This is a genomic window from Brevundimonas vesicularis, from assembly GCF_027105095.1.
Taxonomy (GTDB): Bacteria; Pseudomonadota; Alphaproteobacteria; order Caulobacterales; family Caulobacteraceae; genus Brevundimonas; species Brevundimonas vesicularis_E.
On sequence record NZ_CP114278.1, the window covers coordinates 133,237 to 155,677 of the forward strand.

At 68.0% G+C, this 22,441-nt stretch carries 21 protein-coding genes; 10 read left to right on the plus strand and 11 right to left on the minus strand.

The features are described from left to right. Positions 1-14: 14 nt before the first annotated feature. On the plus strand, positions 15-1,661 hold the full coding sequence (locus O2K97_RS00675; protein WP_269220063.1) for a M28 family metallopeptidase: 1,647 nt from the start codon (positions 15-17) through the stop codon (positions 1,659-1,661). Here O2K97_RS00675 and O2K97_RS00680 read toward each other — a convergent pair. Continuing rightward, positions 1,658-3,979, minus strand: a complete 2,322-nt coding sequence (locus tag O2K97_RS00680; protein WP_269220064.1) for a sensor histidine kinase — start codon at positions 3,977-3,979, stop codon at positions 1,658-1,660. The genes O2K97_RS00675 and O2K97_RS00680 overlap by 4 nt on opposite strands. Before the next feature lie 129 nt (positions 3,980-4,108). On the opposite strand from O2K97_RS00680, the gene O2K97_RS00685 reads away from it, so the two are divergent. Beyond that, positions 4,109-4,507 (plus strand): metallopeptidase family protein, encoded by a 399-nt coding sequence (locus tag O2K97_RS00685; RefSeq protein WP_045809509.1) that lies wholly within the window; start codon positions 4,109-4,111, stop codon positions 4,505-4,507. Positions 4,508-4,511: 4 nt separating this feature from the next. On the opposite strand, the gene O2K97_RS00690 is transcribed toward O2K97_RS00685, so the two are convergent. Next, a complete protein-coding gene (locus tag O2K97_RS00690) occupies positions 4,512-5,207 on the minus strand; it encodes a MarC family protein (RefSeq protein ID WP_017505485.1) in 696 nt (231 codons plus the stop codon). 83 nt (positions 5,208-5,290) lie between these two features. Between O2K97_RS00690 and pyrF the strand changes: the two genes are divergently transcribed. Continuing rightward, positions 5,291-6,019 (plus strand): orotidine-5'-phosphate decarboxylase, encoded by a 729-nt coding sequence (gene pyrF / locus O2K97_RS00695; RefSeq protein ID WP_269220065.1) that lies wholly within the window; start codon positions 5,291-5,293, stop codon positions 6,017-6,019. A gap of 48 nt (positions 6,020-6,067) precedes the next feature. On the opposite strand, the gene O2K97_RS00700 is transcribed toward pyrF, so the two are convergent. After that, positions 6,068-7,222 (minus strand): hypothetical protein, encoded by a 1,155-nt coding sequence (locus O2K97_RS00700; protein ID WP_269220066.1) that lies wholly within the window; start codon positions 7,220-7,222, stop codon positions 6,068-6,070. Positions 7,223-7,320: 98 nt separating this feature from the next. Further along, complete coding sequence (locus O2K97_RS00705) at positions 7,321-7,578, minus strand: DUF1674 domain-containing protein (RefSeq protein ID WP_269220067.1); 258 nt, start codon at positions 7,576-7,578, stop codon at positions 7,321-7,323. Between the two features lie 86 nt (positions 7,579-7,664). On the opposite strand from O2K97_RS00705, the gene htpX reads away from it, so the two are divergent. Both htpX and O2K97_RS00715 read left to right on the plus strand, forming a co-directional pair. Further along, positions 7,665-8,630: a zinc metalloprotease HtpX gene (htpX, locus tag O2K97_RS00710; protein ID WP_331276132.1), complete on the plus strand. Its 966-nt coding sequence runs from the start codon at positions 7,665-7,667 to the stop codon at positions 8,628-8,630. A 120-nt stretch (positions 8,631-8,750) separates the two neighbouring features. Continuing rightward, positions 8,751-10,358, plus strand: coding sequence for a M20/M25/M40 family metallo-hydrolase (locus tag O2K97_RS00715; protein WP_269220068.1), 1,608 nt, complete (start codon positions 8,751-8,753; stop codon positions 10,356-10,358). Between the two features lie 194 nt (positions 10,359-10,552). Here the strand turns inward: O2K97_RS00715 and O2K97_RS00720 are convergent, their stop codons facing one another. Then, positions 10,553-11,728 carry an acetyl-CoA C-acetyltransferase gene (locus O2K97_RS00720; protein ID WP_269220069.1) on the minus strand — a complete coding sequence of 392 codons (1,176 nt, stop codon included), beginning with the start codon at positions 11,726-11,728 and terminating at the stop codon, positions 10,553-10,555. 160 nt (positions 11,729-11,888) lie between these two features. Here O2K97_RS00720 and trhA point away from each other — a divergent pair, with 160 nt between their 5' ends. The 3 genes from trhA to O2K97_RS00735 all read left to right on the plus strand — a co-directional run bounded on the left by trhA (position 11,889) and on the right by O2K97_RS00735 (position 13,672). Continuing rightward, on the plus strand, positions 11,889-12,602 hold the full coding sequence (gene trhA / locus O2K97_RS00725; protein WP_269220070.1) for a PAQR family membrane homeostasis protein TrhA: 714 nt from the start codon (positions 11,889-11,891) through the stop codon (positions 12,600-12,602). A gap of 90 nt (positions 12,603-12,692) precedes the next feature. Next, on the plus strand, positions 12,693-13,322 hold the full coding sequence (phaR, locus tag O2K97_RS00730) for a polyhydroxyalkanoate synthesis repressor PhaR (RefSeq protein ID WP_269220071.1): 630 nt from the start codon (positions 12,693-12,695) through the stop codon (positions 13,320-13,322). Further along, positions 13,319-13,672, plus strand: coding sequence for a hypothetical protein (locus O2K97_RS00735; protein WP_269220072.1), 354 nt, complete (start codon positions 13,319-13,321; stop codon positions 13,670-13,672). Before phaR ends, O2K97_RS00735 begins: the two co-directional genes overlap by 4 nt. A gap of 223 nt (positions 13,673-13,895) precedes the next feature. Here O2K97_RS00735 and O2K97_RS00740 read toward each other — a convergent pair whose 3' ends face one another. The 3 genes from O2K97_RS00740 to O2K97_RS00750 all read right to left on the minus strand — a co-directional run bounded on the left by O2K97_RS00740 (position 13,896) and on the right by O2K97_RS00750 (position 17,013). Next, positions 13,896-14,321 carry a hypothetical protein gene (locus O2K97_RS00740; RefSeq protein ID WP_066553946.1) on the minus strand — a complete coding sequence of 142 codons (426 nt, stop codon included), beginning with the start codon at positions 14,319-14,321 and terminating at the stop codon, positions 13,896-13,898. An 83-nt stretch (positions 14,322-14,404) separates the two neighbouring features. Continuing rightward, positions 14,405-15,319 (minus strand): hydroxymethylglutaryl-CoA lyase, encoded by a 915-nt coding sequence (locus tag O2K97_RS00745; protein ID WP_269220073.1) that lies wholly within the window; start codon positions 15,317-15,319, stop codon positions 14,405-14,407. Next, positions 15,319-17,013: an ArnT family glycosyltransferase gene (locus O2K97_RS00750; protein ID WP_269220074.1), complete on the minus strand. Its 1,695-nt coding sequence runs from the start codon at positions 17,011-17,013 to the stop codon at positions 15,319-15,321. Before O2K97_RS00750 ends, O2K97_RS00745 begins: the two co-directional genes overlap by 1 nt. Before the next feature lie 76 nt (positions 17,014-17,089). Between O2K97_RS00750 and O2K97_RS00755 the strand changes: the two genes are divergently transcribed. After that, on the plus strand, positions 17,090-17,818 hold the full coding sequence (locus O2K97_RS00755) for a glycosyltransferase family 2 protein (protein ID WP_205681907.1): 729 nt from the start codon (positions 17,090-17,092) through the stop codon (positions 17,816-17,818). A 217-nt stretch (positions 17,819-18,035) separates the two neighbouring features. Here the strand turns inward: O2K97_RS00755 and groL are convergent, their stop codons facing one another. Beyond that, a complete protein-coding gene (gene groL, locus O2K97_RS00760; protein ID WP_017505471.1) occupies positions 18,036-19,682 on the minus strand; it encodes a chaperonin GroEL in 1,647 nt (548 codons plus the stop codon). 53 nt (positions 19,683-19,735) lie between these two features. Next, positions 19,736-20,023, minus strand: coding sequence for a co-chaperone GroES (gene groES / locus O2K97_RS00765; RefSeq protein WP_017505470.1), 288 nt, complete (start codon positions 20,021-20,023; stop codon positions 19,736-19,738). Between the two features lie 299 nt (positions 20,024-20,322). Here groES and O2K97_RS00770 point away from each other — a divergent pair, with 299 nt between their 5' ends. Further along, positions 20,323-20,748, plus strand: a complete 426-nt coding sequence (locus O2K97_RS00770) for a hypothetical protein (RefSeq protein ID WP_269220075.1) — start codon at positions 20,323-20,325, stop codon at positions 20,746-20,748. A 55-nt stretch (positions 20,749-20,803) separates the two neighbouring features. On the opposite strand, the gene pgi is transcribed toward O2K97_RS00770, so the two are convergent. Further along, positions 20,804-22,411: a glucose-6-phosphate isomerase gene (gene pgi / locus O2K97_RS00775; protein ID WP_269220076.1), complete on the minus strand. Its 1,608-nt coding sequence runs from the start codon at positions 22,409-22,411 to the stop codon at positions 20,804-20,806. Between the last annotated feature and the right edge of the window lie 30 nt (positions 22,412-22,441).

Here is a 22,441-nt window from a genome sequence, read left to right on the forward strand (position 1 = left end):
ATCAGGAGTATCCGATGCGCCACGCCCTCCCCGCTGTTTCCATCCTGGCCCTGATGATGGCCTGCTGTCCGGCCCTGGCGCAGGAGACGGCACCGAACATCGACGCCGCGCGGATGAATGAGTCGGTTCGGGTTCTGGCGTCGGACGATTTCGAAGGCCGCGCCCCCGCCTCGGCCGGCGAGGAAAAGACCGTCGCCTGGCTGGTCGAACGGTTCAAGGCCGCGGGGGCCGAGGGCGGCGGGCCGGAGGGCGCCTTCGTCCAGGTCGCCCATCTGTCGCGCACGCGCCAGGACGGTCCGGCCACCGTCGCCGCGACCGTCGGCGGCAAGACCATCATCCTGGAGCGCGGTCCCGATGTCCTGGTGTCCAGCGACCGGCCGACCAACCACATCACGGTGACCGACGCGCCTGTGGTCTTCGTCGGCTACGGTGCCACGGCGCCCGAGCGCCAGTGGGACGATTTCAAGGACGTGGACGTGCGCGGCAAGGTCATCGTCGTCCTGGTCAACGATCCCGACTTCCAGGCGCCCGACGGCGACCCGGTCGCGGGCAAGTTCGACGGAAACGCCATGACCTTCTATGGCCGCTGGACCTACAAGTTCCAGGAGGCGGGCCGTCGCGGCGCGGCGGGGGTGCTGGTGGTGCATGAGACGGCCGGCGCAGGCTATCCCTGGTCCACGCTGCAGAACTCATCGGCCGCGCCCAAGTTCGACATCGTGCGCGCCAGCCCCGACGCCGAGCGCGCGGCGTTCCAGGGCTGGATCCAGCGCGCCAAGGCGGAAGAGCTGTTCACCGCCGCCGGCCTGGATTTCGCCGCCCTGAAGGACAGCGCGCGCAGCGCCGATTTTAAACCCGTCGTCCTGAGCGGCCTGACGATGAGCGTCGATTTCGGCCAGATCGCCGACAAGGTGGAGACCAAGAACGTCATCGCCCGCATTCCCGGTTCGGAACGCCCGAACGAGACCGTCATGTACGGCGCCCATTGGGACGGCTACGGCGTCGGCACGCCGAACGCACAGGGCGACAAGATCTATAATGCGGCGGTGGACAATGCGACCGGCGTCGCGGCTCTGCTGGAACTGGCCCACGCCTTCGCCGAAGGTCCGCGCCCCGAACGCTCGGTCGTCTTCGCCGCCTGGTCGGGCGAGGAGGCGGGCCTTCTGGGTTCGACCTATTACGCCGCCAATCCGGTCTGGCCGCTGGAGACCACGGTCGCCAACATCAACGTCGACAGCCTGCTGCCCGGAACCGAGATCGATCCGAACGTCGTCGTCATCGGCAAGGGCAAGAACCAGTTGGACGACATTCTGGCGCGCCATGCGACCGAGACGGGCCGCACCCTGATCGCCGATCCGGCGCCCCAGGCCGGGGCCTTCTATCGCTCGGACCATTTCCCCCTGGCGCTGAAGGGCGTGCCGGCCCTGTTCCCGGCGGCGGGCTTCACCGGCGCCAGCGCGGTCAGCCGCGACTATGTCCAGAACCGCTATCATCAGCCCACGGACGAATGGGATTCGACCTGGACGATGGACGCCGCCGCCGCCGATGTGGCCCTGATCTACGCGGTCGGTCGCGAGCTGGCGAACGGCGACCAATGGCCGGAATGGAACGCCGGCGCCGAGTTCGGCCCGGCGCGGGACGCCTCGAAGGCTTCGCGGCGCTAGAGTTCCAGCTGAAGCTCGGGCGCGGCGGCGGTGGTCGCGGCGCCCAGCGGCAGATGCAGGATGAAGGCGGCGCCCTTGCCTGGCTCGCTTTCGACCTCGGCCCAGCCGCCGTGCAGTTCGACCAGGGCCTTGACCAGGGCCAGACCCACGCCGGGACCGCCGCGCTCGCGCCGCACGAAGCGGTCGAAGACGTGGGCCTGCAAATGATAGGGAATGCCGCGCCCGGTGTCGGACACCGTCAGGCGGATTTCGGACGGCCCGGTCTCGGCTTTCAGCTCGACCGCCCCGCCTTCGGACACGGCGCGCGCCGCGTTCTCCAGCAGATGATCCAGCGCCTGGCCGATGCGGTGTTCGTCGGCCCGGATGGGTTTGAGATCAGCGGGACAGGACACGGTCAGGGTGGCGCCGCGCCCCTCGACCCGCGCCCGGACCTTTTCGGCGGCCTGGCTCAGCAAGTCGCAGACCCTGAGGTCGCCCAGCGACAGCTCCATCTCGCCCGCGTCGATCTGGGCCATGTCCAGCACGTCGTCGATGGAGCGGGCCAGCTGGCTGGCGGCAATGCGGATGGCGCCCGCGTGCTGGCGGCTGCGCTCGGGCAGGTCGCCCATGACCTCCAGAAGTTCGGAATAGCCGACGATGGTCGTCAGCGGCGTGCGCAGCTCATAGGAGACGCTGCCGACGAACTCGCGCTTCAGCGCCTGGCTTTCGGCGAGGGCCTGTTCGCGCTGCACCAGCGCCTGCTCCAGCCCGCGTCGGGCCGTCACGTCCGAGAAGGCGACCAGGGTCGCGCCGTCCGGCAGGGGGCGGGTCTGCCAGGCGGCGACGCGACCGTCCACGGTCCGGCCCTCGCCGGAAATGGCGACGCGGCTTTCGGGATCGGGATCGGCGACGCGCGCCTTCAGCCCCAGCCATAGGGCGGGATCGGGCAGCACGGCCTTGCACAGTTCGGCCAGGGCGTCGAAGTCCGAGGCCGTCGCGATCTTGTCCGCTGACAGGTTCCAGAAGGTCTCGAACGCCTCATTGTGCAGCCGCAGTCGGCCGTCGGAGCCGAACACCGCGACCGCGTCGTTCAGCTTGTCCAGCGTCGCGCGCTGGACCTGGATCTGGGCGTTGAAGCGGCTGCGCAGCTTCAGCTCGTCGGTGATGTCCGAGAAAATCAGCAGAATGCCGCCCAGCGGGTGCGGCTGGCGCACGACGCGCAGGGTGCGCCCGTCCGGCAGGGACCAGCTGTCGTCCGGCGAGGCCTCCGACGCGCCATAGAACTCCAGCTCACGTGCCTTCCAGCCGGCGTAATCGACGACTTCGGGCAGGCTGCGACGCTGGCGCAGGCGGTCCAGCAGCTCGGCATGGGTCGGACGTTCGTCCAGCCAGGCCGCGTCGATGTCGAACAGAGTCTGGAAGGCGGTGTTGTGGAAGGCCAGCCGCTTTTGCGGACCGAAGATCGCGACGGCGTCGGCCAGGTGGTTCAGCGTTTCGTCATGGGCGTCGACGTGGCGGCGCAGGGTGTCGCGCGTCTCTTCCGCCTCGGTCACCTCAATGGCGAAGGCGGTGACGGCGCCGCCGCCCGCAGGCTCGGCGATGATGCGCCAGGCGCGCCGCGCGCCGCCGCCGGTCGTCCAGCGGAAGCCCTCCTGGCGCACGCCCAGCCGCGCGGCCTCGGCGACCAGGGCGTCGGCGCCGCGGTCGAAGGACACGCCCTTTTCGACGGCGTCATCGATGCTCTCGGAATTGGTTTCGTTCAGCCAGGCGCGGTTGGCCCAGGCCAGCTTGCCGGTCCCGTCCACGACCCAGGTCGGGGTCGGCGAGGCGTCGCCCAACAGGGCCAGGCCGCTTTCGGTCGCATCTGCCCCGGTCAGGGTGAAGCGCGAGGCGGGCGACAGCCGCAGCCAGGCGGAACCGCCCGCAACCCGGCCCTCGATCCGCCAGGGCTCCACATCGTCCAGCGCGACCAGACCTTCGAACGCCTGACCTTCGTGAACCAGGGCGTCGATCAGCGCGCCGTGGGTGATCCGGAGTTTGTTCAGGACGGCGGCCCCGGCCTCGGCGTCTTCACCCGCCAGCCGCGCGATCAGTTCGGCCGAACCGATCGGCAGACCGGCCGCCTGCCCGTCCGGCGTCAGGGCCAGGCTGACGTCATCGAAGGCGCGCAGCATGGCGTCATGGCGGCTGAGGTCGGCCAGGGCCTCAACCCGCTCGCGCTCGGCGGCGACGGCGGTCTCATGCAACCGCCCACGCAGCAGCAAGGCCCAGGCGCTGACGGCCATGGCCAGTCCGGCTGCGCCCGCTGTGGCGACATAGGCGATGTCGGCCTCGGCCATTCGTGTCCCTGGAGAAGAGTCTCAGCCCCGATTCGCTAACCATACTCCAAGCGCGCGAAAAAGCGGCAGTCTAGTAATCGCGTCATCGCGCCCCGTTGCGGCAGAGCGTCGGGGCGGCGATATGCGGACATGACCGACCCGATCGCCCCCTCTCTCGATGACTTCGCCCGCCTGGCTCAAGAGGCGTTCGACGCCCTGCCCGGACCGTTCAAAGACGCGGCGGGCGAGGTGGTCATCCGCATCGACGACTTCGCCGACGAAGCGACGCTGGCGGAGATGGAGATCGAGGACCCGTTCGAGCTGACGGGCCTGTATCATGGCGTGGACATCGGCCGGCGCGACAGCCTGGGCCCGGCGGCCGAGCCGTCGCGGGTCTTCCTCTATCGCCGCCCTATCCTGGACGAATGGTGCGAGCGCGGCGACGTGGGGATCGGCGAACTGATCGCCCACGTCCTAATCCACGAGATCGGCCACCATCTGGGCCTGACTGACGACGACATCCACGCCATCGAGGACGAGGCGGACTGACGTCTTACTTGGTCGCCGGATAGGGCGTCGTCACCGCGCCGGAGATCATGCCGGGAATGGCCTCGCCCAGGCCCAGCAGGATGAACTGGATCGCCAGGGCGCACAGGATCAGGCCCAGAACCTTGACGATGATCGCCATGCCGACCTCGCCCAGCAGGCGGCTGAGCGACCCGGTCAGCGCGAAACAGACGAAGGAGACGGCGCAGGCCGCCGCGATCGCGACCAGCGAGCCCATGGTCCCGGCGTAGCCTAGCTTGGCCGCCTCGCCCGCCTGGATGATGACCGCCGAAATGGCGCCGGGGCCGATCATCAGCGGAATGGCGAAGGGCACGACCAGACGCTGGAAACGTCGACGGGCGTAGCCGCGCACGTCCTTGGAATCCGCCAGCGCATCCTTGTCGGCGAACATGGCCAGGAAGTCGCCGCGCGCCATGTCCAGCCCCAGGAACAGCAGCAGTATGCCGCCCGCGATGCGGAACGCCGCCAGCGAAATGCCGAAGAACTGCAACAGGCCCAGGCCCGTGAACAGGAAGAAGGCCAGGAAAACGGCGGCGAAGGCGCAGATCAGGGCCGAGACCGAAATCCGCTGACGCAGGGTCGCCCCGGCCGTCGCGGCGGCGAAGATCGGCAGATTGCCGATCGGGTCCAGCAGGGCGAACAGGGTCACGAACAGGTTGACACCTAAATCGACTGCGTTCATCGCCTGCCCTCGCCCTCAATCCATCACGCCGCCCTGCCGACGCGCCCTCGTGTCAGGCATAGCCGCTCAGCGCGAGTCCGTCGATGACCGATCCCCAAACCCTCTCCGATCGTGCGCCCGACGAGCGGATCATCTGCGCCCTCGACGTGCCGACCACAGCCGAGGCGGCCGCTTTGGCCGAGCGGATCGGCGATGCGATCGGCTTCTACAAGGTCGGACTGCAACTGTTCGCGGTCGACGGCATGGCGCTGGCGCGGGAACTTAAGGCGCAGGGGCGAAAGATCTTCCTGGATTGGAAACTGCACGACATCGGCGCGACCGTGGAGAAGGCGACGGCCAATCTGGCGGGCGCCGACTGCGACCTGCTGACGGTGCATGCGCGGCCCCAGGTCATGGCGGCGGCGGCGCGCGGCGCGGCGGGCTCGAAGATGAAGGTGCTGGGGGTTACGGTCCTGACCAGCCTGACGGCCGAGGATTTGGCCGCCGACGACCACAACCTGTCTCCGGCCGATCTGGTCGAGCGGCGGGTGCGGCAGGCGCTGGAGGCCGGGATCGACGGCGTCGTCTCCAGCCCGCATGAGGCGGCGCGTGCCCGGGCTCTGGCGGTCGAGGCGGGCCGGCCCGACTTCCTGATCGTCACGCCCGGCGTGCGACCCGTCGGCGCCGCGCTGGACGACCAGGCGCGGGCGGCGACGCCACAGGCGGCGCTTGAGAGCGGCGCGACCCATCTGGTCATCGGCCGGCCGATCACGGCGTCGAGCGATCCTCGCGCGGCCGCGCAAGCGATCGCACAGCAGATCGCCCTGATCTGAGACAGACCAGGGCGACCGTTCGTCTTTGGTTGTTCTCGCGCGAGGCGATCAGCCGCGCTCGCCCGGCTCCTGGGCGTAGCCGTGACGCGGGGGGGCGTGGGGCGCGGGCGCCTCGGGCGGCGGCAGGTCGCCGTAGTAGCCCGACGGCGGAGGCGGGGGCGGTGCCGGCGGCGGAGCCGTGTTCACTTCCGGCGGCGCGACATAGACCTGGGCCGGGGCCACATTGACCGGCGCGGACTGCACATAGACCGGCGACTGATCGACATAGACCGGGCCGCCGACCTCGACCTGGGCAGGCGCGACATTGACCTGGGCCGGGGCGACCTGGATGTGTTGCGGACCGATGTTGACGGGCGCCGACTGCACATAGACCGGGGCCTGATCGACATAGACGGGCGGGCCGACATCGACCTGGGCCGGGGCGAGGTTCACCTGCGACGGAGCCACCTGGACGCGTTGCGGCCCGATGTTCACCGGCGGCACCTGCACATAGATGGGCGGCTGTTCGATATAGGTGGGCGGTCCCATCTCGATATGGGGCGGCGCCATGCTGACCTGCGAAGGCGCGACATAGATGCGGTGAGGCGCGATCTGGACGGGCGGCGCCTGGACATAGACCGGCGGCTGATCGACGTAGCTCTGCTCGTACCGCTGCTCATAGCGATGTTCGTAGCGAACCGGCGGGCGAACGGGCAGACGGCAGTTGCAGTCGATCGGACGGCCCGGATACGGGCGCCAGCCGATATAGTCACGGCCGAACCCATAGACCGGATAGCCGACTGGAGCGCTGACCGGAGGACGGCCGACCAGGACCGAGGTCGCGCTGACGCCGCCGACATAGCCGCCGCCGTAATAGCCGTCCGAATAGCCGCCGCTTCCGACATAGGTCGTGCCGCCGCCGACATAGCCGCGCTGGAAGCTGGACGAACTGGAATAGGACCGGGCGCTGCTCGCCGAATAGCTCGAGGCGCTTGCATAGGCGTTGGCGTTGGCGTTGGCGCCGCCGTTCACGTTCACATTGACGTTGTGGTTGGCGTTGTAGTTGCCGCCGCCGTAGTGACCGCCGCCGCCGCAGCCCCCGCCGCAGCCGCCGCCGGGATGGCCGCCGCCATAACCCCCGTGACCGGGACCGCCGGCCAGAGCGGGCGCTGCGGAGAGCAGCAGAGCCGCCGACGCGGCGGTAAGTATCGACTGTATCGTCACGGGACAGACTCCTCTGAGTTGTTCCGTGACTGGCAAGTCCGGCGCCTGTTTCTTAAGGCGTGGTTAACCTTTGCGCCCGTCGCAGCAGGCTCGGCCGGTCAGAAATCGACCGCCAGCCCCTTCTTCTCCCAGTCGCCGAAACGGGTCGGTTCGGGACCGGTCGGACCGCCGTATTCCGTGTCCGCCTGAAGGGTCGTTTCCGCCGCGCGACGATCCGCCGCTTCCTGAAGCGCGCGCCGCGCGGCCTCGCTGAGCGGCCGTTCAGGCGTGGCGTGGGGCACGTCGGCGTTGAAAACGGGCGCTGCCGCCGGCGTTTCGTCGGCGTCATCCGGCGCGAGGGTGGGATGTTCGGTCACAGGGCGGCTCCCTTGAGGCTTGATGCGCCTTCTCTCAAATAGAGGTTCAAGCCCGTGACGCCAGACGGATCGGGAATGGAACCGCGATGAACCATCTGAAGACCTTCATTCTGTTGGCGGCGATGACGGCCCTGTTCGCAGGGGTCGGCTATATGATCGGTCGCGGCCCCGGCATGGCCATCGCCCTGCTGCTCGCGGGCGGGATGAATCTGTTCAGCTACTGGAACGCCGACAAGATCGTGCTGAAGATGTATCGGGCCCAGCCGGTCGACGAGCAGCACCCCAACGCCGTGGTCCGCAACTATGTCGCCGACGTGCGTCAGATGGCCCGCGACGCCGGCCTGCCCCAGCCGCAGGTCGCCATCATTCCCAATGATCAGCCCAACGCCTTCGCCACCGGCCGAAACCCCGAGAACGCCGCCGTCTGCGCCACCACCGGCCTGCTGGACATGCTGACGCGCGAGGAGGTGCGCGCGGTGATGGCGCACGAGCTGGCCCATGTGAAGAACCGCGACACCCTGATCATGACGGTGACGGCGACCATCGCCGGCGCCATCGCGGCCCTCGCCAACTTCGCCCTGTTCTTCGGCGGCAACGACCGCGAGCGGCCGGGCGGCGTCATTGGCACGATCGCCCAGATGCTGCTGGCGCCCATGGCCGCCGGTCTGGTACAGATGGCCATCAGCCGAGGCCGCGAATATGAGGCCGACCGCGTCGGCGCCGAAATCGCCGGCGATCCCCAGGCCCTGGCTTCGGCCCTGCAGAAGATCGACGCCTACGCCCGACGGATCACCAATCAGACGGCCGAGCGCAATCCGGCCTCGGGTCAGATGTTCATCATCAATCCGCTGGCGGGCCGTGGCGCGGACAATCTGTTCTCGACCCATCCGGCGACGGGAAACCGCGTCCGGGCCTTGATGGAGCTGGGCGCGAAGATGGGCATGCAGCCGCGCCACCGCACGCCGGACCTGACCCAGCCGCGCCCGGCCGCCGGTTTCACGACCACCGGCGTCCCGACCACTCCAACGGAGCCGCGCGGCCCCTGGGGGTGATGATGCGGGTGAACATGGGGCTGATCGTCGCGGCCTGAACGCCGTTTGCGGTTTGCACTCCGCGACCGGATCACATCAGATGCGCCCCTGTTCAGCCATCGGGCTTTCTTGGGGAAATCCATGTCGCGTCTGCTCGCCTTCGTCTCCGCCGCCGCTCTTCTCGCCACGCCGGTCGCCGCCCAGTCGGTGGACCGCGTCGCCGTCAACGGCATCATCGACCAGGGGCTGAACCACAGCCAAGTGATGCAGACCGCCGCCTATCTGACCGACCGGATCGGCGGACGGATGACCAACTCGCCCCAGATGCGCGAGGCCGAACGCTGGGCGCAGCAGCAGTTCCGCGACTACGGTCTGTCCGACGTGCGCGCCGAGGGGTTCGAGTTCGGCCGGGGCTGGTCCATCGTCCGCTCCAGCGCCCGAATGACCGCGCCGCGCCCGCTGGATCTGCGCGCCATCCCGGTGGCCTGGACGCCCTCGACCAATGGCGTGATAAGCGGCGGCGTGATCGTGGCCCCGATCTCCAAGGTCGAGGACTTCGACAAATGGCGCGGCAAGCTGGCGGGCAAGATCGTCATGCTGTCCCAGCCGGGCACGGGGTCGGAGCCGACCGAGCCGGCCTTCCGCCGCTGGACCAGCGCCGAACTGGCCGAGCGCAACACCTATAATCAGCCCCAGCATTCGCCGGCCGCCATCGAACGCTCGCTGAAGACCGTCAACTTCGCCAATCAGCTGGACGCCTTCCTGACCGAGCAGGGTGCCCTGGCCTGGGTGCGGATTTCCCAGCGTGACGGCGGCCTGCTGCACGGCACAGGCTACACCTATCAGGTCGGCGCCACGCCGAGGCTGGCGGGGATGGAGCTGGCGGCCGAGGATTATCGCCGTCTGGCGCGCCTCGCCCTGACCGACGCGCCGCCGACGCTGGAGCTGATGAGCGAGGTCCGCTTCCACGACGAGGACGTCAACGCCTACAACATCCTGGCCGACATCCCCGGCACGGCGCGCGGAACTGAATACGTCATGGCCGGCGCCCACCTGGACAGCTGGGTCGCCTCGGACGGGGCTGTCGACAACGCCGCCGGCAGCGCTGTGGTCATGGAGGCCGCCCGCATCCTGAAGGCGCTCAACGTCAAGCCCAAACGCACCATCCGTTTCGGCCTGTGGAACGGCGAGGAGCAAGGCATTCTGGGCTCTCTCGCCTATGTCGACCGTCATCTGGCGACGCGGGCTGCGTCGAACGATCCGGCGCTGGCGGGCCTGCCGGACAACCGCACCTGGCGCAGCCGCTGGCCGATCGAGCCGCGCGCCGGCTATCGCGATCTGGTCGCCTATTTCAATCTGGACAACGGCTCGGGCAAGATTCGCGGCATCAACGCCGAGGGCAATGTCGCCGCCGCCCCGATCTTCCAGGAATGGCTGGCGCCGTTCGCCAGCATGGGCGCGACGACGGTCTCGCTGCGCAATTCGGGCGGCACCGACCACGTCTATATGCAGACTGTCGGCGTGCCGGGATATCAGTTCATCCAGGACCCGCTCGACTATTCCAGCCGCCTGCACCACACCAGCATCGACAGCTACGACCACCTGAAGGCCGAGGACCTGCGTCAGGCGGCCATCATTCTGGCCAGCTTCCTGCTGAACGCCGCCAACCGCGACGAGCCCCTGCCCCGCATGCCGCTGCCGACCCAGCCCACGCCGAGCGATCCGTTCGAATATCCGGCGGCGGACTGAAAATGGCGCCCCTCTCCCGTTGGGAGAGGGCTTGAGCACACGGCGGCGCAGCCGTCGTCCTTGTGCGACCCGAAGGGCGGCGCGAAGCAGCCAAACGGTGAGGGTCGGCTGGTGCGATCTGGCCCACCATCCGACCCTCATCCGACCGGGCTCCGCCCGGCCACCTTCTCCCACCGGGAGAAGGGCTTAGAAAATCACGCGCGCTCGACGCACAGGGCCACGCCCATGCCGCCGCCGATGCACAGGGTCGCCAGACCCTTCTTCGCGCCCGACCGCTTCATCTCGAACAGTAGCGTCGTCAGGATACGCGCGCCCGAGGCGCCGATGGGGTGGCCGATGGCGATGGCGCCGCCGTTGACGTTGACCTTGGCCGGGTCGAGACCCAGTTCCTTGACCACGCAAAGGCTCTGGGCGGCGAAGGCCTCGTTGGACTCGACCAGATCCAGATCGGAAACGTCCCAGCCCGCCTTCTCGAGCGCCTTCTTCGACGCCGGGATCGGGCCGGTCCCCATGATCGACGGATCGACGCCGGCGGTGGCGTAGGAGGCGATGCGGGCCAGCGGCTCCAGGCCCCGCGCCTTGGCCTCGTCGGCGCTCATCAGCACCATGGCGGCGGCGCCGTCGTTCAGCCCGGACGCGTTGGCGGCGGTGACGCTGCCGTCCTTGGTGAAGGCGGGTTTGAGTTTCTGCATCAGCTCCAGCGTCGCGCCATGGCGGATGTATTCGTCCTTGTCGACCGTCACATCGCCCTTGCGCCCCGGGATGACGACCGGCGTGATCTCGTCATCGAACTTGCCGGCGTTCTGGGCCGCCTCGGCCTTGTGCTGGCTGGCTAGCCCGAATTCGTCCTGCGCGTTGCGGCTGATGGACCATTTTTCGGCGATGTTCTCGGCCGTCTGACCCATGTGATAGCCGTTGAAGGCGTCCCACAGGCCGTCCTTGACCATGGTGTCGACCAGGGCGACGTCGCCCATTTTGTGACCGCCGCGTAGCTGTTGGGCGTGCGGCGCCTGGCTCATGCTCTCCTGGCCGCCGGCGACGACGATCCTGGCGTCGCCCAGAGCGATCTGCTGGGCGGCGATGGCGACGGCGCGAAGGCCCGAGCCGCAGATCTGGTTCAGGCTCCAGGCGGCGGCTTCCTTTCGAACGCCCGCGCCGACGGCGGCCTGGCGCGCAGGGCCCTGACCGGCGGCGGCCTGCAACACATGACCCAAAATCACCTCATCGACCTCGTCGCCGGAGACACCGGCCCGTTCCAGCGCCGCCTTGATGGCGATCTCGCCCAGCTTGGACGCCGGAAGGGACGACAGGGCGCCCAGAAAGGAGCCGACCGGGGTGCGCGCGGCGGAAACGATGACGACGTCGGTCATGGGATTTCACTCTTTGAAGAATAATTCGGCGTGACCGTTTTGCCGCATTGCAGCGCGTTCGTCACCTGCGACGACATGGACAGGGCGCGATTCAGCCAATCGTCACCCTGTCGGCGCATTGTCGGGGAACGATAGAGGCGATCGACGGATTGGAAGGTCCATGCTGCGCACGCTGAAACGTCTTGCCACCCACGTCTGCACGCCGGACGAGCTGGACATGATCGAGCACTATCCGACGCGCGCGGAAAAGCTGGCGGATCTGTGGGTTCACGTCGTCGGCCTGATGCTGGCGGCGGTCGGCGGCATCATCCTGGCGGGTCTGGCCGGGGTCTATGCGGGGATCGGCGGCGTGATGGCCACCGCCATCTACGCCCTGTGCCTCGTCGGCATGCTGACAGCCTCGACCATCTACAACTGGACCAACCCCTGCGCCGCGCGGCCCGTGCTGCGGCGGCTGGACGAGGCGGCGATCTTCCTGATGATCGCCGGCAGCTACACCCCCTTCACCACCCAACGGTTCGAGGGTCTGTGGGCCATCGGCTTCACCACCCTGATCTGGACCCTGGCCTTCCTGGGCGCCGGGGTGAAGCTGTTCGCGCCGCGCATCTCGGACAAGTTCTGGAGCGGCGTCTATGTCGTCTTCGGCTGGCTAGCGGTCGCGGCGCTGAAGCCGATGGTCGAGACGGTGCATCCGATCGCCCTGGCCCTGCTGGTTATCGGCGGCCTGATCTACACCGCCGGCGTCTTCGTCTTCATCAGCCCGCGCGTGAAGTTCCGCCGCGCCATCTGGCACGGGTTCGTCGTCACCGGCGCCACGGTCCACTGGACGGCGGTGCTGGTCGGCGTCGTGCTGGCCCCGGCCATGAGCCACTGATCGATCGTCCGTTCCCGGCGGTTTCTCTCCCTCTGGCGCATCGTGTCGCAACGGAGGATAGTGACGCGTTGCAACATCGCGAGAACAAGCGTGGCTGACGAAAAGACCATGGGTGGAAAGACCGGCGACAACGCTCAGGTCGTCATCAAGAAGTATGCGAACCGCAGGCTCTACAACACGCGGACCAGCGCCTATGTGACGCTGGAAGACCTGGCGACCATGGTGCGCGAGGGGACCGAGTTTGTCGTCTATGACGCCAAGACCAACGACGACCTGACCCGCCAGATCCTGACCCAGATCATCTTCGAGGAAGAGAGCCGGGGCGAGGCCTTGCTGCCGGTTCAGTTCCTGCGCCAGCTGATCGGCTTTTACGGCGGTCGGATGCAGGGCGTCCTGCCCTCCTATCTGGAGATGTCCTTGGCCAACTTCGGTCGCCAGCAGGAGCAGTTCGCCAGTCAGATGGGCCGCGCCTTCGGCACCGGCGCGAGCGCGACCCTGATGGAGGACGCCGCGCGCGCCAACATGGCGATGTTCGAGCGCGCCATGCAGATGTTCCCAGCCTTCACCTATCCGCGCGCAGAGCCGACGCCCGCCGCGTCCGATGACAAGGCCGAGCCGGCCCCGCCGCCCGAGGCGCCCGACGCCCTGGACGAGATGCGTCGCCAGATGGACGAGATGCGTCGTCAGATCGAAAAGCTGGCGGGCGGCAAGAGCAAATGACCGATCGGATCCAGGCTGTCGGCGGACCGGACAGAGTGGATCGCCGCGAAGGCGAACGCCGCGAGCGCGAGCGGCGCGCCCGATCCGCCTCGCGCGCCCTGGTCCCCGTCGATGCGCCTGAGATGGTCGAGCCCCAACCGGCCCCGGCAAGAGCTGCCGTCCTCCCGACGCCCGAGCCCGGCGCCGCCGCCTTCATCGCCCAGCAGATGGGCCAGAGCGGGCAGAAACGCGGCCTGCGCGGCGGCCCGCCGGTGCTGGATGCAGCCCGCTCCGCCTACCTCGGAGCCGAATATTCGGGCGCGGCCGAGCGTCGTCCGAAAACGGGCAAGACCGCCAAGACCGACATCTGAGCTGACGCCGCTCGGGCGGCACGGGGTTTGCTGGGGGCGAGACAGAACGCCCTCAGCCGGACCCGCCCATGCCCGCCGTCTTCACCCTGGCCGCCAAAGCCTTCGACGTCGCCGTCGTCGCCCTGATCTTCACGGCATTTTCGTAGCGCTACCGCGCTTCGCGCTGCTTGAGCGCATGTTTCTTGGGGCCTACCGCGCTTTGCGCGACTTGAGGCCGTTTGGCTCATGCCCCGCCGAAATCGAAATCCTTGCGCGACGCGATGATGGTCACGATGAAGCCGGCCAGGACGTCCAGCAGGATCATGATGACGATCAGGAAGAAGGTCGAGGTCGCGAACCCCGGCAGCAGCAGGAACTCCACCAGCACGCCGATAAACAGGATCATCGACAGGGCGTGATTGATGATGGCGATCCGCTGGCTGGAGGTCGACTTCACCAGTTCGAAGAACAGCAGGATCAGACCCAGAAACAGGATCAGGTCGCCCGATCCGATCGTCCATTGCGCGCCCGAGGTCATCGTGACGGAAAACAGCGGATCGCGCAGCAGCACGTCCGCCTGCACCATCCCCGCCCCGCTCGGCGCGCCGAACAGCACCACGATATTGTAGAGCACCACCGGGATCAGCAGCAGCGGAATGGCGAGCAGCATGGACGGTCCTCTTCGCAGCCGGTCCAACGGCTACGCCTGTTCACCTTGATTTAGCGCCGTTTGCGAAACGCCGCCACAAGCGTTCAGCGCTTGGGAAATCCGCCAGCCCGGCTGAGCGCCGACGGTGCCGGCCGGCCGATGGCCTCGCCGATCCAGCGCGCCGTCGCGATCAGGGCGTCCAAGTCATAGCCGGTCTCGAACCCGGCCCGCGCCAGCATATAGACCAGGTCCTCGGTGGCGATGTTTCCCGTGGCGCCCGGCGCGAACGGGCAGCCGCCGATCCCCCCGACCGAGGCGTCCAGCACGTCGATCCCCGCCTCGACGCCCGCATAGGCGTTGGCCAGGCCGGTGTTGCGGGTGTCGTGGAAGTGCAGGCGCAGGGTCGCGTCGGGCGCGGCCGCCCTGGCCGCCTCGACTTTGCGCGTCACCGCCCAGGGATCGCCCGCGCCGATGGTGTCGGCCAGCCCGATTTCGCCGACGCCCATCTCGGCGATGGCGCCGACCATGTCCGAGACCTGATCGATGGAAACCTCGCCGTCGAACGGACAGCCCCAGACGCAGGAGATCATGGCCGACAGCGACGGCGCGCCCTCGCTGGCCTCGGCGTTGTGGCGGCGGGCGACGATCTCGCCCAGCATGGCCAGTTGATCCTTCACCGCCAGGCCCTGGTTCTTCAGGCCGAAGCCGTCTGTGGCGGCGACCGAGACGTTGACCTCGTCCACCCCGGTCGCCAGCGCCCGATCATAGCCCTTGCCGTTCAACACCAGGCCGATGCGGCTGCGCCCCGCCTCGTGCGGCAGGTCGGCCATGACCTCTTCAGCGCCAGCCATCTGCGGCACATATTTGGGATGGACGAAGGAGACGGCCTCGATCCGTTTCGCCCCCGCCTGCTCAAGCCGTCGCACAAGATCGGCGCGGACGGCGGGCTCAAGCACCGCCTTTTCGTTCTGCAACCCGTCACGCGGCCCGACTTCGACGATCTGGATGAAACGGCCCATCACTCGGCTCCCGCTGCGGCGTTACCGTTCCCATTCCCGTTTCGGGGCGGCGGCGCATAGACGGTCAGGCTGACCGGATCGCCCGCCGAATAGTTGTAGCCGTTGACCGTCCCGACCGCGCGACCCGACACGCCCAGACGCGCCGCGGCCGCACGGAAGGCTTCGGCATCGCGTCCCTCGACAATGGCGGGCCGCCCCTCGGCCAGGGCCTCGGCCGCGCCTTGGGCGTCGGTCAGGTCGGTGTCGCGCCCGGTCAGGAAGACGAAGCTGGGTTCATGGAAGCCGGTGATCGCCACCGGCCCCGGCGTGCGGCCCTGACGCGGATGCAGGTCCGCCGCCTCCAGCGCCTTTTCAAGCTGGGGCGCGATGGCCAGGGGCCGCAGTTGGCGGATCGTGCCCGACAGGGCCGCATGCGCCACGATCCCGAACGCCAGCGAGGCGACCAGAGCCGCGACCGGCGCGCGATTCAGCAGAAGGAAGCCCCCCATCGCCCCCGCCGCCAGCGCCATGACCACTGTCAGCGCCGCCCAGGTCTGGGCCGTCGAGGTGCCATAGACGGTCAGTCCATAGACGGTAATGCCGATGATCAGCAGGGCCGCGAACGCGCCCAGCACCGCGCCGGTGATGCGCGAGACCTTGCCGATGGGCTGGGCCAGGGCGGCGGCCGCCAGCAGGGCCAGCGCCCCAAAGGTCGGCAGGGTGTAGTGCCACAGCTTGGTCGGCGCCAGTTCGAACATCAGCCAGCCCGGGACCAGCCAGCAGACCAGAAACCGGATCGCCGGCTCGGCCCGTCGGCTCCAGCCCGTCGACACGGCGGCGGGCAACAGCAGGGTCGAGGGGAAGAACAGCAGGGGCGCCAGCAACAAATACATGCCGGGGAAGCCCGAATGGCTTTCGTGCGCGCCGGCGATCTTGGGCGCCAGGTCCCCGCCGATGGCCTCGCGCCAGAAACCGCCGTCGGTGGCGATGGTGATGGCGATGGCCCACGGTCCGACCATCAGGGCGACCAGCGGCAAGCCCCACCCCCAGCCGAGGCGATACAGCCATTTGATGTTCCGATCCCAGATCGACAGGGCGATGATCGCCAGGGCCACGACCAGGAACCCGATCGGTCCCTTGATCAGGATCGACAGACCGATCCCGATCCAGAACAGCAGCTTGTGCGGCCGGATCGGTCGTTCGCCCGCCTTCGTCGCCATATAAATACGCGCCAGCGCCGCCATGGCCAGGGTCGTCGCCCCGCACAGCATGGCGTCGGTCTTGGCGATGCCCGCCTCGGTCGATAGCAGGAAGGTCGCCCCCATGATGGCCCCGCCGAAGAAGCCGACCCGGCTGCCCAGCATGGCCGAGCCCGCCCAGGCCACGGCCCAGGCCGCCAGCATGGCGCCCAGCAGGGACGGAATGCGATAGGGCGCGATTTCGCGGTCCTCGACATCCGAGGTCAGGCCCACGGCGATCGCCTGCATCCAGTAGATGCCGACCGGCTTCTTCCAGCGCGGCTCGTCCTGATAGCGGATATCGACATAGTCGCCGCTTTCCAGCATCTGGGACGTGGCCTGGGCGAACCGGCTCTCGTCGCGATCCAGCGGCGGCAGCAGCAGCACGCCCGGCAGCCCGGCGATCAGCGTCAGCAGGGCCGCGAGAACCGGCCCGCGCCAGCCGGCGATGCGGCCATCCAGATCGAAAGTCTTCATTTCAGACTCCTTACACGGCGACCACGCCTGCGTCAGCCGTCTCCCCTAAGCTCTCGTTATCCTCTATGGAGCGCCGATGACCCCCGAAACGCCCGAAATCTCCGTCGTCGTTCCCGTCCATGACGAGGCGGGCGCCGCCGTGCCCCTGGCGCGCGAGATCGCCGCCGCCTTCGCCGGCCGTTCGTACGAGATGATCTTCGTGGACGATGCGTCCAGGGACGCGACCTTGGCCGAGTTGAAGGCGGCCATGGCCGAACTGCCAGCGCTCCGCGTGCTGGCCCACGGGACCAATGCGGGCCAGAGCCGGGCGGTTCGAACCGGCGTCCTGGCCGCGCGCGCGCCGGTCGTGGTGACGATGGACGGCGACGGCCAGAACCCGCCGGCCGATGCGCCCCGCTTGGTCGATGCGCTTCTGTCCGCCCCCGGCGACGTGGGCCTGGTCGGCGGCCGTCGCGCCAAACGCCAGGATACCGAGGCCAAGCGCCAGGCCTCGATCTGGGCCAACCGCATCCGCCGCAAACTGCTGGGCGACGACGCCGACGACACCGGCTGCGGGCTGAAGGCCTTCCGCCGCGACGTCTTCCTGCGCCTGCCCTACTTCGATCACATCCACCGCTACCTGCCGGCCTTGATGATCCGCGAGGGATTCAAGAACCAGTATCTCGACGTGGACCACCGCCACCGCGAGGTCGGCCGCTCGAAATACACCAACTGGGGCCGCCTGCGCGCCTCGGTCTCGGATCTCCTGGGCGTGATGTGGCTGAAGACGCGGTCCCGCAAGCCGGGCGCGATTTCGGAGTTCTAGAACGCGGTCTCCTCCCCACCTCGTGGGGAGGTGGTGCCACGCCTCTTGGCGTCGTGACGGAGGGGCTGGCGCCGCATCTCCGACATGGGCGTGACTTCAAGACCCCCTCCACCCCGCTACGCGCGGTCCCCCTCCCCGTTCGCAGGGAGGAGACATGAAAAAAGGGCGGGACCTTGCGGTCCCGCCCTTCTGCATTTCAGCGTCGGAAGGCTTGGACTTAGAAGTCCATGCCGCCCATGCCGCCCATGCCGCCCATGTCGGGAGCCGCAGCGCCGCCCGACTTCTTGGGAGCGTCGGCGACGGCGGCTTCCGTCGTGATCAGGATGCCGGCGACCGAAGCGGCGTCTTGCAGGGCCGTGCGGACGACCTTGGCGGGGTCGATGACGCCCATCTGCACCAGATCGCCGTACTCTTCGGTTTGCGCGTTGAAGCCGAACGAGGACTGGTCGTTTTCCAGCACCTTGCCGACGACGATCGAGCCTTCGACGCCTGCGTTTTCCGAGATCTGACGGATCGGAGCCTGCAGGGCGCGACGGATGATGGCGATGCCGGCGTTCTGGTCGGCGTTGTCGCCCTTGACGTCGGCCAGGATTTTGGAGGCCTTCAGCAGGGCGATGCCGCCGCCCGGAACGATGCCTTCGTCAGCTGCGGCGCGCGTGGCGTTCAGGGCGTCGTCGACGCGGTCCTTCTTTTCCTTCACTTCGACTTCAGTCGAACCGCCGACGCGCAGGACTGCAACGCCGCCGGCCAGCTTGGCCAGACGTTCCTGCAGCTTTTCCTTGTCGTAGTCCGAGGTGGTGTCTTCGATCTGGCGCTTGATCTGGGCCACGCGGGCTTCGATCTCGTCCTTGCCGCCGACGCCTTCGACGATGGTGGTGTCGTCCTTGGTGATCGAGACCTTCTTGGCCTTGCCGAGCATGTCGAGCGTGACGCTCTCAAGCTTGATGCCCAGGTCTTCCGAGATAACCTGGCCGCCCGTCAGGATGGCGATATCTTCCAGCATGGCCTTGCGGCGGTCGCCGAAGCCCGGAGCCTTGACGGCGGCGACGCGCAGGCCGCCGCGCAGCTTGTTGACGACCAGGGTCGCCAGGGCTTCGCCTTCGATGTCCTCGGCGATGATCAGCAGCGGACGGCCCGACTGCACCACGGCTTCCAGGATCGGCAGCATGGCTTGCAGCGAGGTCAGCTTCTTCTCGAACAGCAGGATGAGCGGCTCTTCGAGTTGGGCCTCCATCTTGTCGGCGTTGGTGATGAAGTAGGGCGACAGGTAGCCGCGGTCGAACTGCATGCCTTCGACGACGTCGACGGTGGTGTCGGCGGTCTTGGCTTCCTCGACGGTGATGACGCCTTCGTTGCCGACCTTGGCCATCGCCTGGGCGATCAGCTCACCGATTTCGGAGTCGCCGTTGGCCGAGATCGTGCCGACCTGGGCGATTTCCGAGTTGTTGGAGACCGGCTTGGAGTTGGTCTTGATCTCTTCCAGCACCAGGCCGACGGCCTTGTCGATGCCGCGCTTCAGATCCATCGGGTTCATGCCGGCGGCGACGGCCTTCAGGCCCTCTTGCACGATGGCCTGAGCCAGAACGGTCGCAGTGGTGGTGCCGTCGCCCGCCTTGTCGTTCGTCTTCGAAGCGACTTCGCGGATCATCTGGGCGCCCATGTTCTCGAAGGCGTCTTCCAGCTCGATCTCTTTGGCGACCGACACGCCGTCCTTGGTCGAGCGCGGGGCGCCGAAGGACTTCTGGATCACGACGTTGCGGCCCTTGGGACCCAGGGTCACCTTGACGGCGTTGGCGAGGACGTTGACGCCGCGCAGCATCTTGTCGCGCGCGTCGGTGTTGAACTGTACGATTTTAGCGGCCATGCGGGCAGCTCCTATCTATATGGATTGATTGAAGAACGTCGGACGTCGGGTGCTTAGGACAGCACGCCCAGGACGTCGGATTCCTTCATGATGATCAGGTCTTCGCCGTCGATCTTCACTTCCGTGCCCGACCACTTGCCGAACAGGATGCGGTCGCCAGCCTTCAGCTCAAGAGCATTGACCTTGCCTTGGTCGTCGCGGGCGCCAGGGCCGACGGAGACGACTTCGCCTTCCTGCGGCTTTTCCTTGGCGGTGTCGGGGATGATGATGCCACCCTTGGTCTTGGATTCTTCTTCAACGCGCTTGACCAGCACGCGGTCGCCGAGCGGACGGAACGCCATCGGACTTCTCCCTGTAAAACCCCCGGATCGGGGCGTTTTTGAAACGGTGTGCGGCGCTCTCGCGATCGCCGTTTTGGCAGCCGACCAGCGAGAGTGCTAACGCGAGCGGGAGTTAGGCAGAGGCAGGGTCATCGTCAAGCGGCGGCGATGGATCGCCGCGCGAATTCTCTGTGACAAATGAACCGAAAATGAATGCCGACCTCCGGGGTCGTTCAAACTGGCGGCGATAGAACCTGTTCAACGCTGGCTGCCTTCCCTGGTGCGGGAGCGCAGATCGGCAGAGAACGAAGGAGACCAAAATGTCCAAGCTGCTGAAGATCACTGCGGTCGCCGCCGCCCCCGTCGTGGCCCTGAGCCTGATGGCCGCCCCGGCCTCGGCCCAGTCGCGCGATCGCGACAATACCAGCCGCAACGCCCTAATCGGCGCGGCGGTCGGCGGTTTGGCCGGCGCCCTCTACGGCAATGGGGACGGTCGCTACATCGCCGGCGGCGCCTTGGCCGGTGCGGCCGTCGGAGCCGTGGCCTCCTCGAACCGCGGCTCGGGCTGCGAATACTACCGCGGCGGCCAATGCTACCGTAACCAGGGTCACTGGGAGCGCGAGCACGGTATCGATCGCAGCCGCTCTGGCTACGACTATCGCTACGATGGCCGCCGTTACGACTCGCGCTACGACCGCCGCGACTACCGCTACGATCGCGACTACCGCTACGATCGCCGCTGGTAACTGGCGAGGATCTTCAAAAGGAAAGGCCCGACCGCCCGGTCGGGCCTTTTTCACGTCAGCCCATCAGGCGGCGCATCAGGGCCGACGTGGACGGATCCAGGTCCATCGAGGGGCCGCCCGCGTCGACGTCCTTCAGGATCGCCTTTGCCAGGACCTTGCCCAGTTCGACGCCCCATTGGTCGAAGCTGTTGATGTCCCAGATCACGCCCTCGACGAAGGTCTTGTGCTCATACAGGGCCAGAAGCGCGCCCAGGGTCTCGGGCGTCAGCCGCTCCATGACGATGGCCGTCGACGGACGGTTGCCGGTGAAGGTGCGGTGGGACGCCAGGCGCGTCGCCTCCTCATCCGACAATCCTTGAGCCAACCCCTCGGCCTTGGCGGCCTCGGTCGTCTTGCCCAGCATCAGGGCCTGGCCCTGGGCCAGGGCGTTGGACCAGAGCGGCGATTCCGGCGCATCCGCATGCGTTTTGGCGACGATCACGAACTCCGCCGGCACGACCTCCGGCCCTTGGTGGATCTGCTGGAAGAAGGCGTGCTGGCCGTTGGTGCCGGGCTCGCCGAAGACAACGGGGCAGGTCTGGCGCATCACCGGCGCGCCGTCGCGATGCACCCGCTTGCCGTTCGACTCCATCTCCAGCTGCTGCAGGAAGGACGGCAGGCGACGCAGGGCGTGGGCGTAGGGGGCGACGGTGCGGGCGGGCCGGTTGAGGCCATCGACGTTGAACATCTGGGCCAGGGCCAGAAGGATCGGCCCATTCCGCTCCAGCGGGGCCGACACGAAATGATCGTCCATCGCGGCGGCGCCCGCCAGCATCCGTTCGAACACGTCCCAGCCCAGGGCGATGCCGCACGACAGGCTGACCGCCGACCACAGGGAATACCGCCCACCGACCCAGTCCCGGAAGGCGAACGTCCGACCGCAGCCGAAGGCTGCCGCCTTGTCCGGCGCCGCCGTCACGCCGATGAAGTGTTTCGTCATCCCCTCGGCCGGCAGCGACGCCGCCAGCCAGGCCTTCGCCGCCTCGGCGTTGGCCAGGGTTTCCTGCGTCGTGAAGGTCTTGGACACGACCACCACCAGGGTGGTTTCGGGATCGAGGCCCGTCAGCGCCTCGGCCATGTCGCGCGGATCGATGTTGGCGACGAAGCGTAGGTCGATGGCCGGGTCCAGCGGGCGCAGCGCATCCCAGACCACGCGCGGCCCCAGGTCCGACCCGCCGATGCCGACATGGACGATCGCCTCGAACTTACGCCCCGTCGCGCCCGCCTCTGCGCCCGACCGCACCGCGTCGGCATAGGCCTTCATGTCCGCTCGCACGGCGTCCACCTCGGCCGAGACCGGCTCGCCCAGGGCCTTAAAGTCGGCGCCCGGCGCGGCGCGCAGAGCCGGGTGCAGCACCGCCCGCCCTTCGGTCAGATTGACGGCCTCGCCGGCGAAGAGGGCCGCGCGACGTCCCTCGACATCGCTGGCGCGCGCCAAGTCCAGACAGGCGTCGAAGGCTGCGCGGGTCCAGCTCTGTTTCGACAGGTCCAGATAGAGCCCCGCCGCCTCGACCGACATCCGTGCAAGCCGGTCGGGATCGGCGGCGAACTGATCGACGATCCGCGCGGAGGCGGCCTCGGCGGCGGCTTGGTCGAAGGCGGTCCAGGCGGCGTCGCAGGTCATCGTCGTCTCCATCGGGAATGACAGGGTAAA

Coding starts and splice junctions, on each gene's coding strand:
- groL (WP_017505471.1), bottom strand. CDS start 19,682: ATGGCCGCTAAAATCGTACAGTTCAACACCGACGCGCGCGACAAGATG.
- O2K97_RS00735 (WP_269220072.1), top strand. CDS start 13,319: ATGACCGATCGGATCCAGGCTGTCGGCGGACCGGACAGAGTGGATCGC.
- O2K97_RS00690 (WP_017505485.1), bottom strand. CDS start 5,207: ATGAACGCAGTCGATTTAGGTGTCAACCTGTTCGTGACCCTGTTCGCC.
- O2K97_RS00720 (WP_269220069.1), bottom strand. CDS start 11,728: ATGACCGACGTCGTCATCGTTTCCGCCGCGCGCACCCCGGTCGGCTCC.
- pgi (WP_269220076.1), bottom strand. CDS start 22,411: ATGACCTGCGACGCCGCCTGGACCGCCTTCGACCAAGCCGCCGCCGAG.
- O2K97_RS00770 (WP_269220075.1), top strand. CDS start 20,323: ATGTCCAAGCTGCTGAAGATCACTGCGGTCGCCGCCGCCCCCGTCGTG.
- trhA (WP_269220070.1), top strand. CDS start 11,889: ATGCTGCGCACGCTGAAACGTCTTGCCACCCACGTCTGCACGCCGGAC.
- O2K97_RS00680 (WP_269220064.1), bottom strand. CDS start 3,979: ATGGCCGAGGCCGACATCGCCTATGTCGCCACAGCGGGCGCAGCCGGA.
- O2K97_RS00715 (WP_269220068.1), top strand. CDS start 8,751: ATGTCGCGTCTGCTCGCCTTCGTCTCCGCCGCCGCTCTTCTCGCCACG.
- O2K97_RS00685 (WP_045809509.1), top strand. CDS start 4,109: ATGACCGACCCGATCGCCCCCTCTCTCGATGACTTCGCCCGCCTGGCT.
- O2K97_RS00740 (WP_066553946.1), bottom strand. CDS start 14,321: ATGCTGCTCGCCATTCCGCTGCTGCTGATCCCGGTGGTGCTCTACAAT.
- groES (WP_017505470.1), bottom strand. CDS start 20,023: ATGGCGTTCCGTCCGCTCGGCGACCGCGTGCTGGTCAAGCGCGTTGAA.
- htpX (WP_331276132.1), top strand. CDS start 7,665: ATGAACCATCTGAAGACCTTCATTCTGTTGGCGGCGATGACGGCCCTG.
- O2K97_RS00675 (WP_269220063.1), top strand. CDS start 15: ATGCGCCACGCCCTCCCCGCTGTTTCCATCCTGGCCCTGATGATGGCC.
- O2K97_RS00750 (WP_269220074.1), bottom strand. CDS start 17,013: ATGAAGACTTTCGATCTGGATGGCCGCATCGCCGGCTGGCGCGGGCCG.
- O2K97_RS00755 (WP_205681907.1), top strand. CDS start 17,090: ATGACCCCCGAAACGCCCGAAATCTCCGTCGTCGTTCCCGTCCATGAC.
- O2K97_RS00745 (WP_269220073.1), bottom strand. CDS start 15,319: ATGGGCCGTTTCATCCAGATCGTCGAAGTCGGGCCGCGTGACGGGTTG.
- pyrF (WP_269220065.1), top strand. CDS start 5,291: ATGACCGATCCCCAAACCCTCTCCGATCGTGCGCCCGACGAGCGGATC.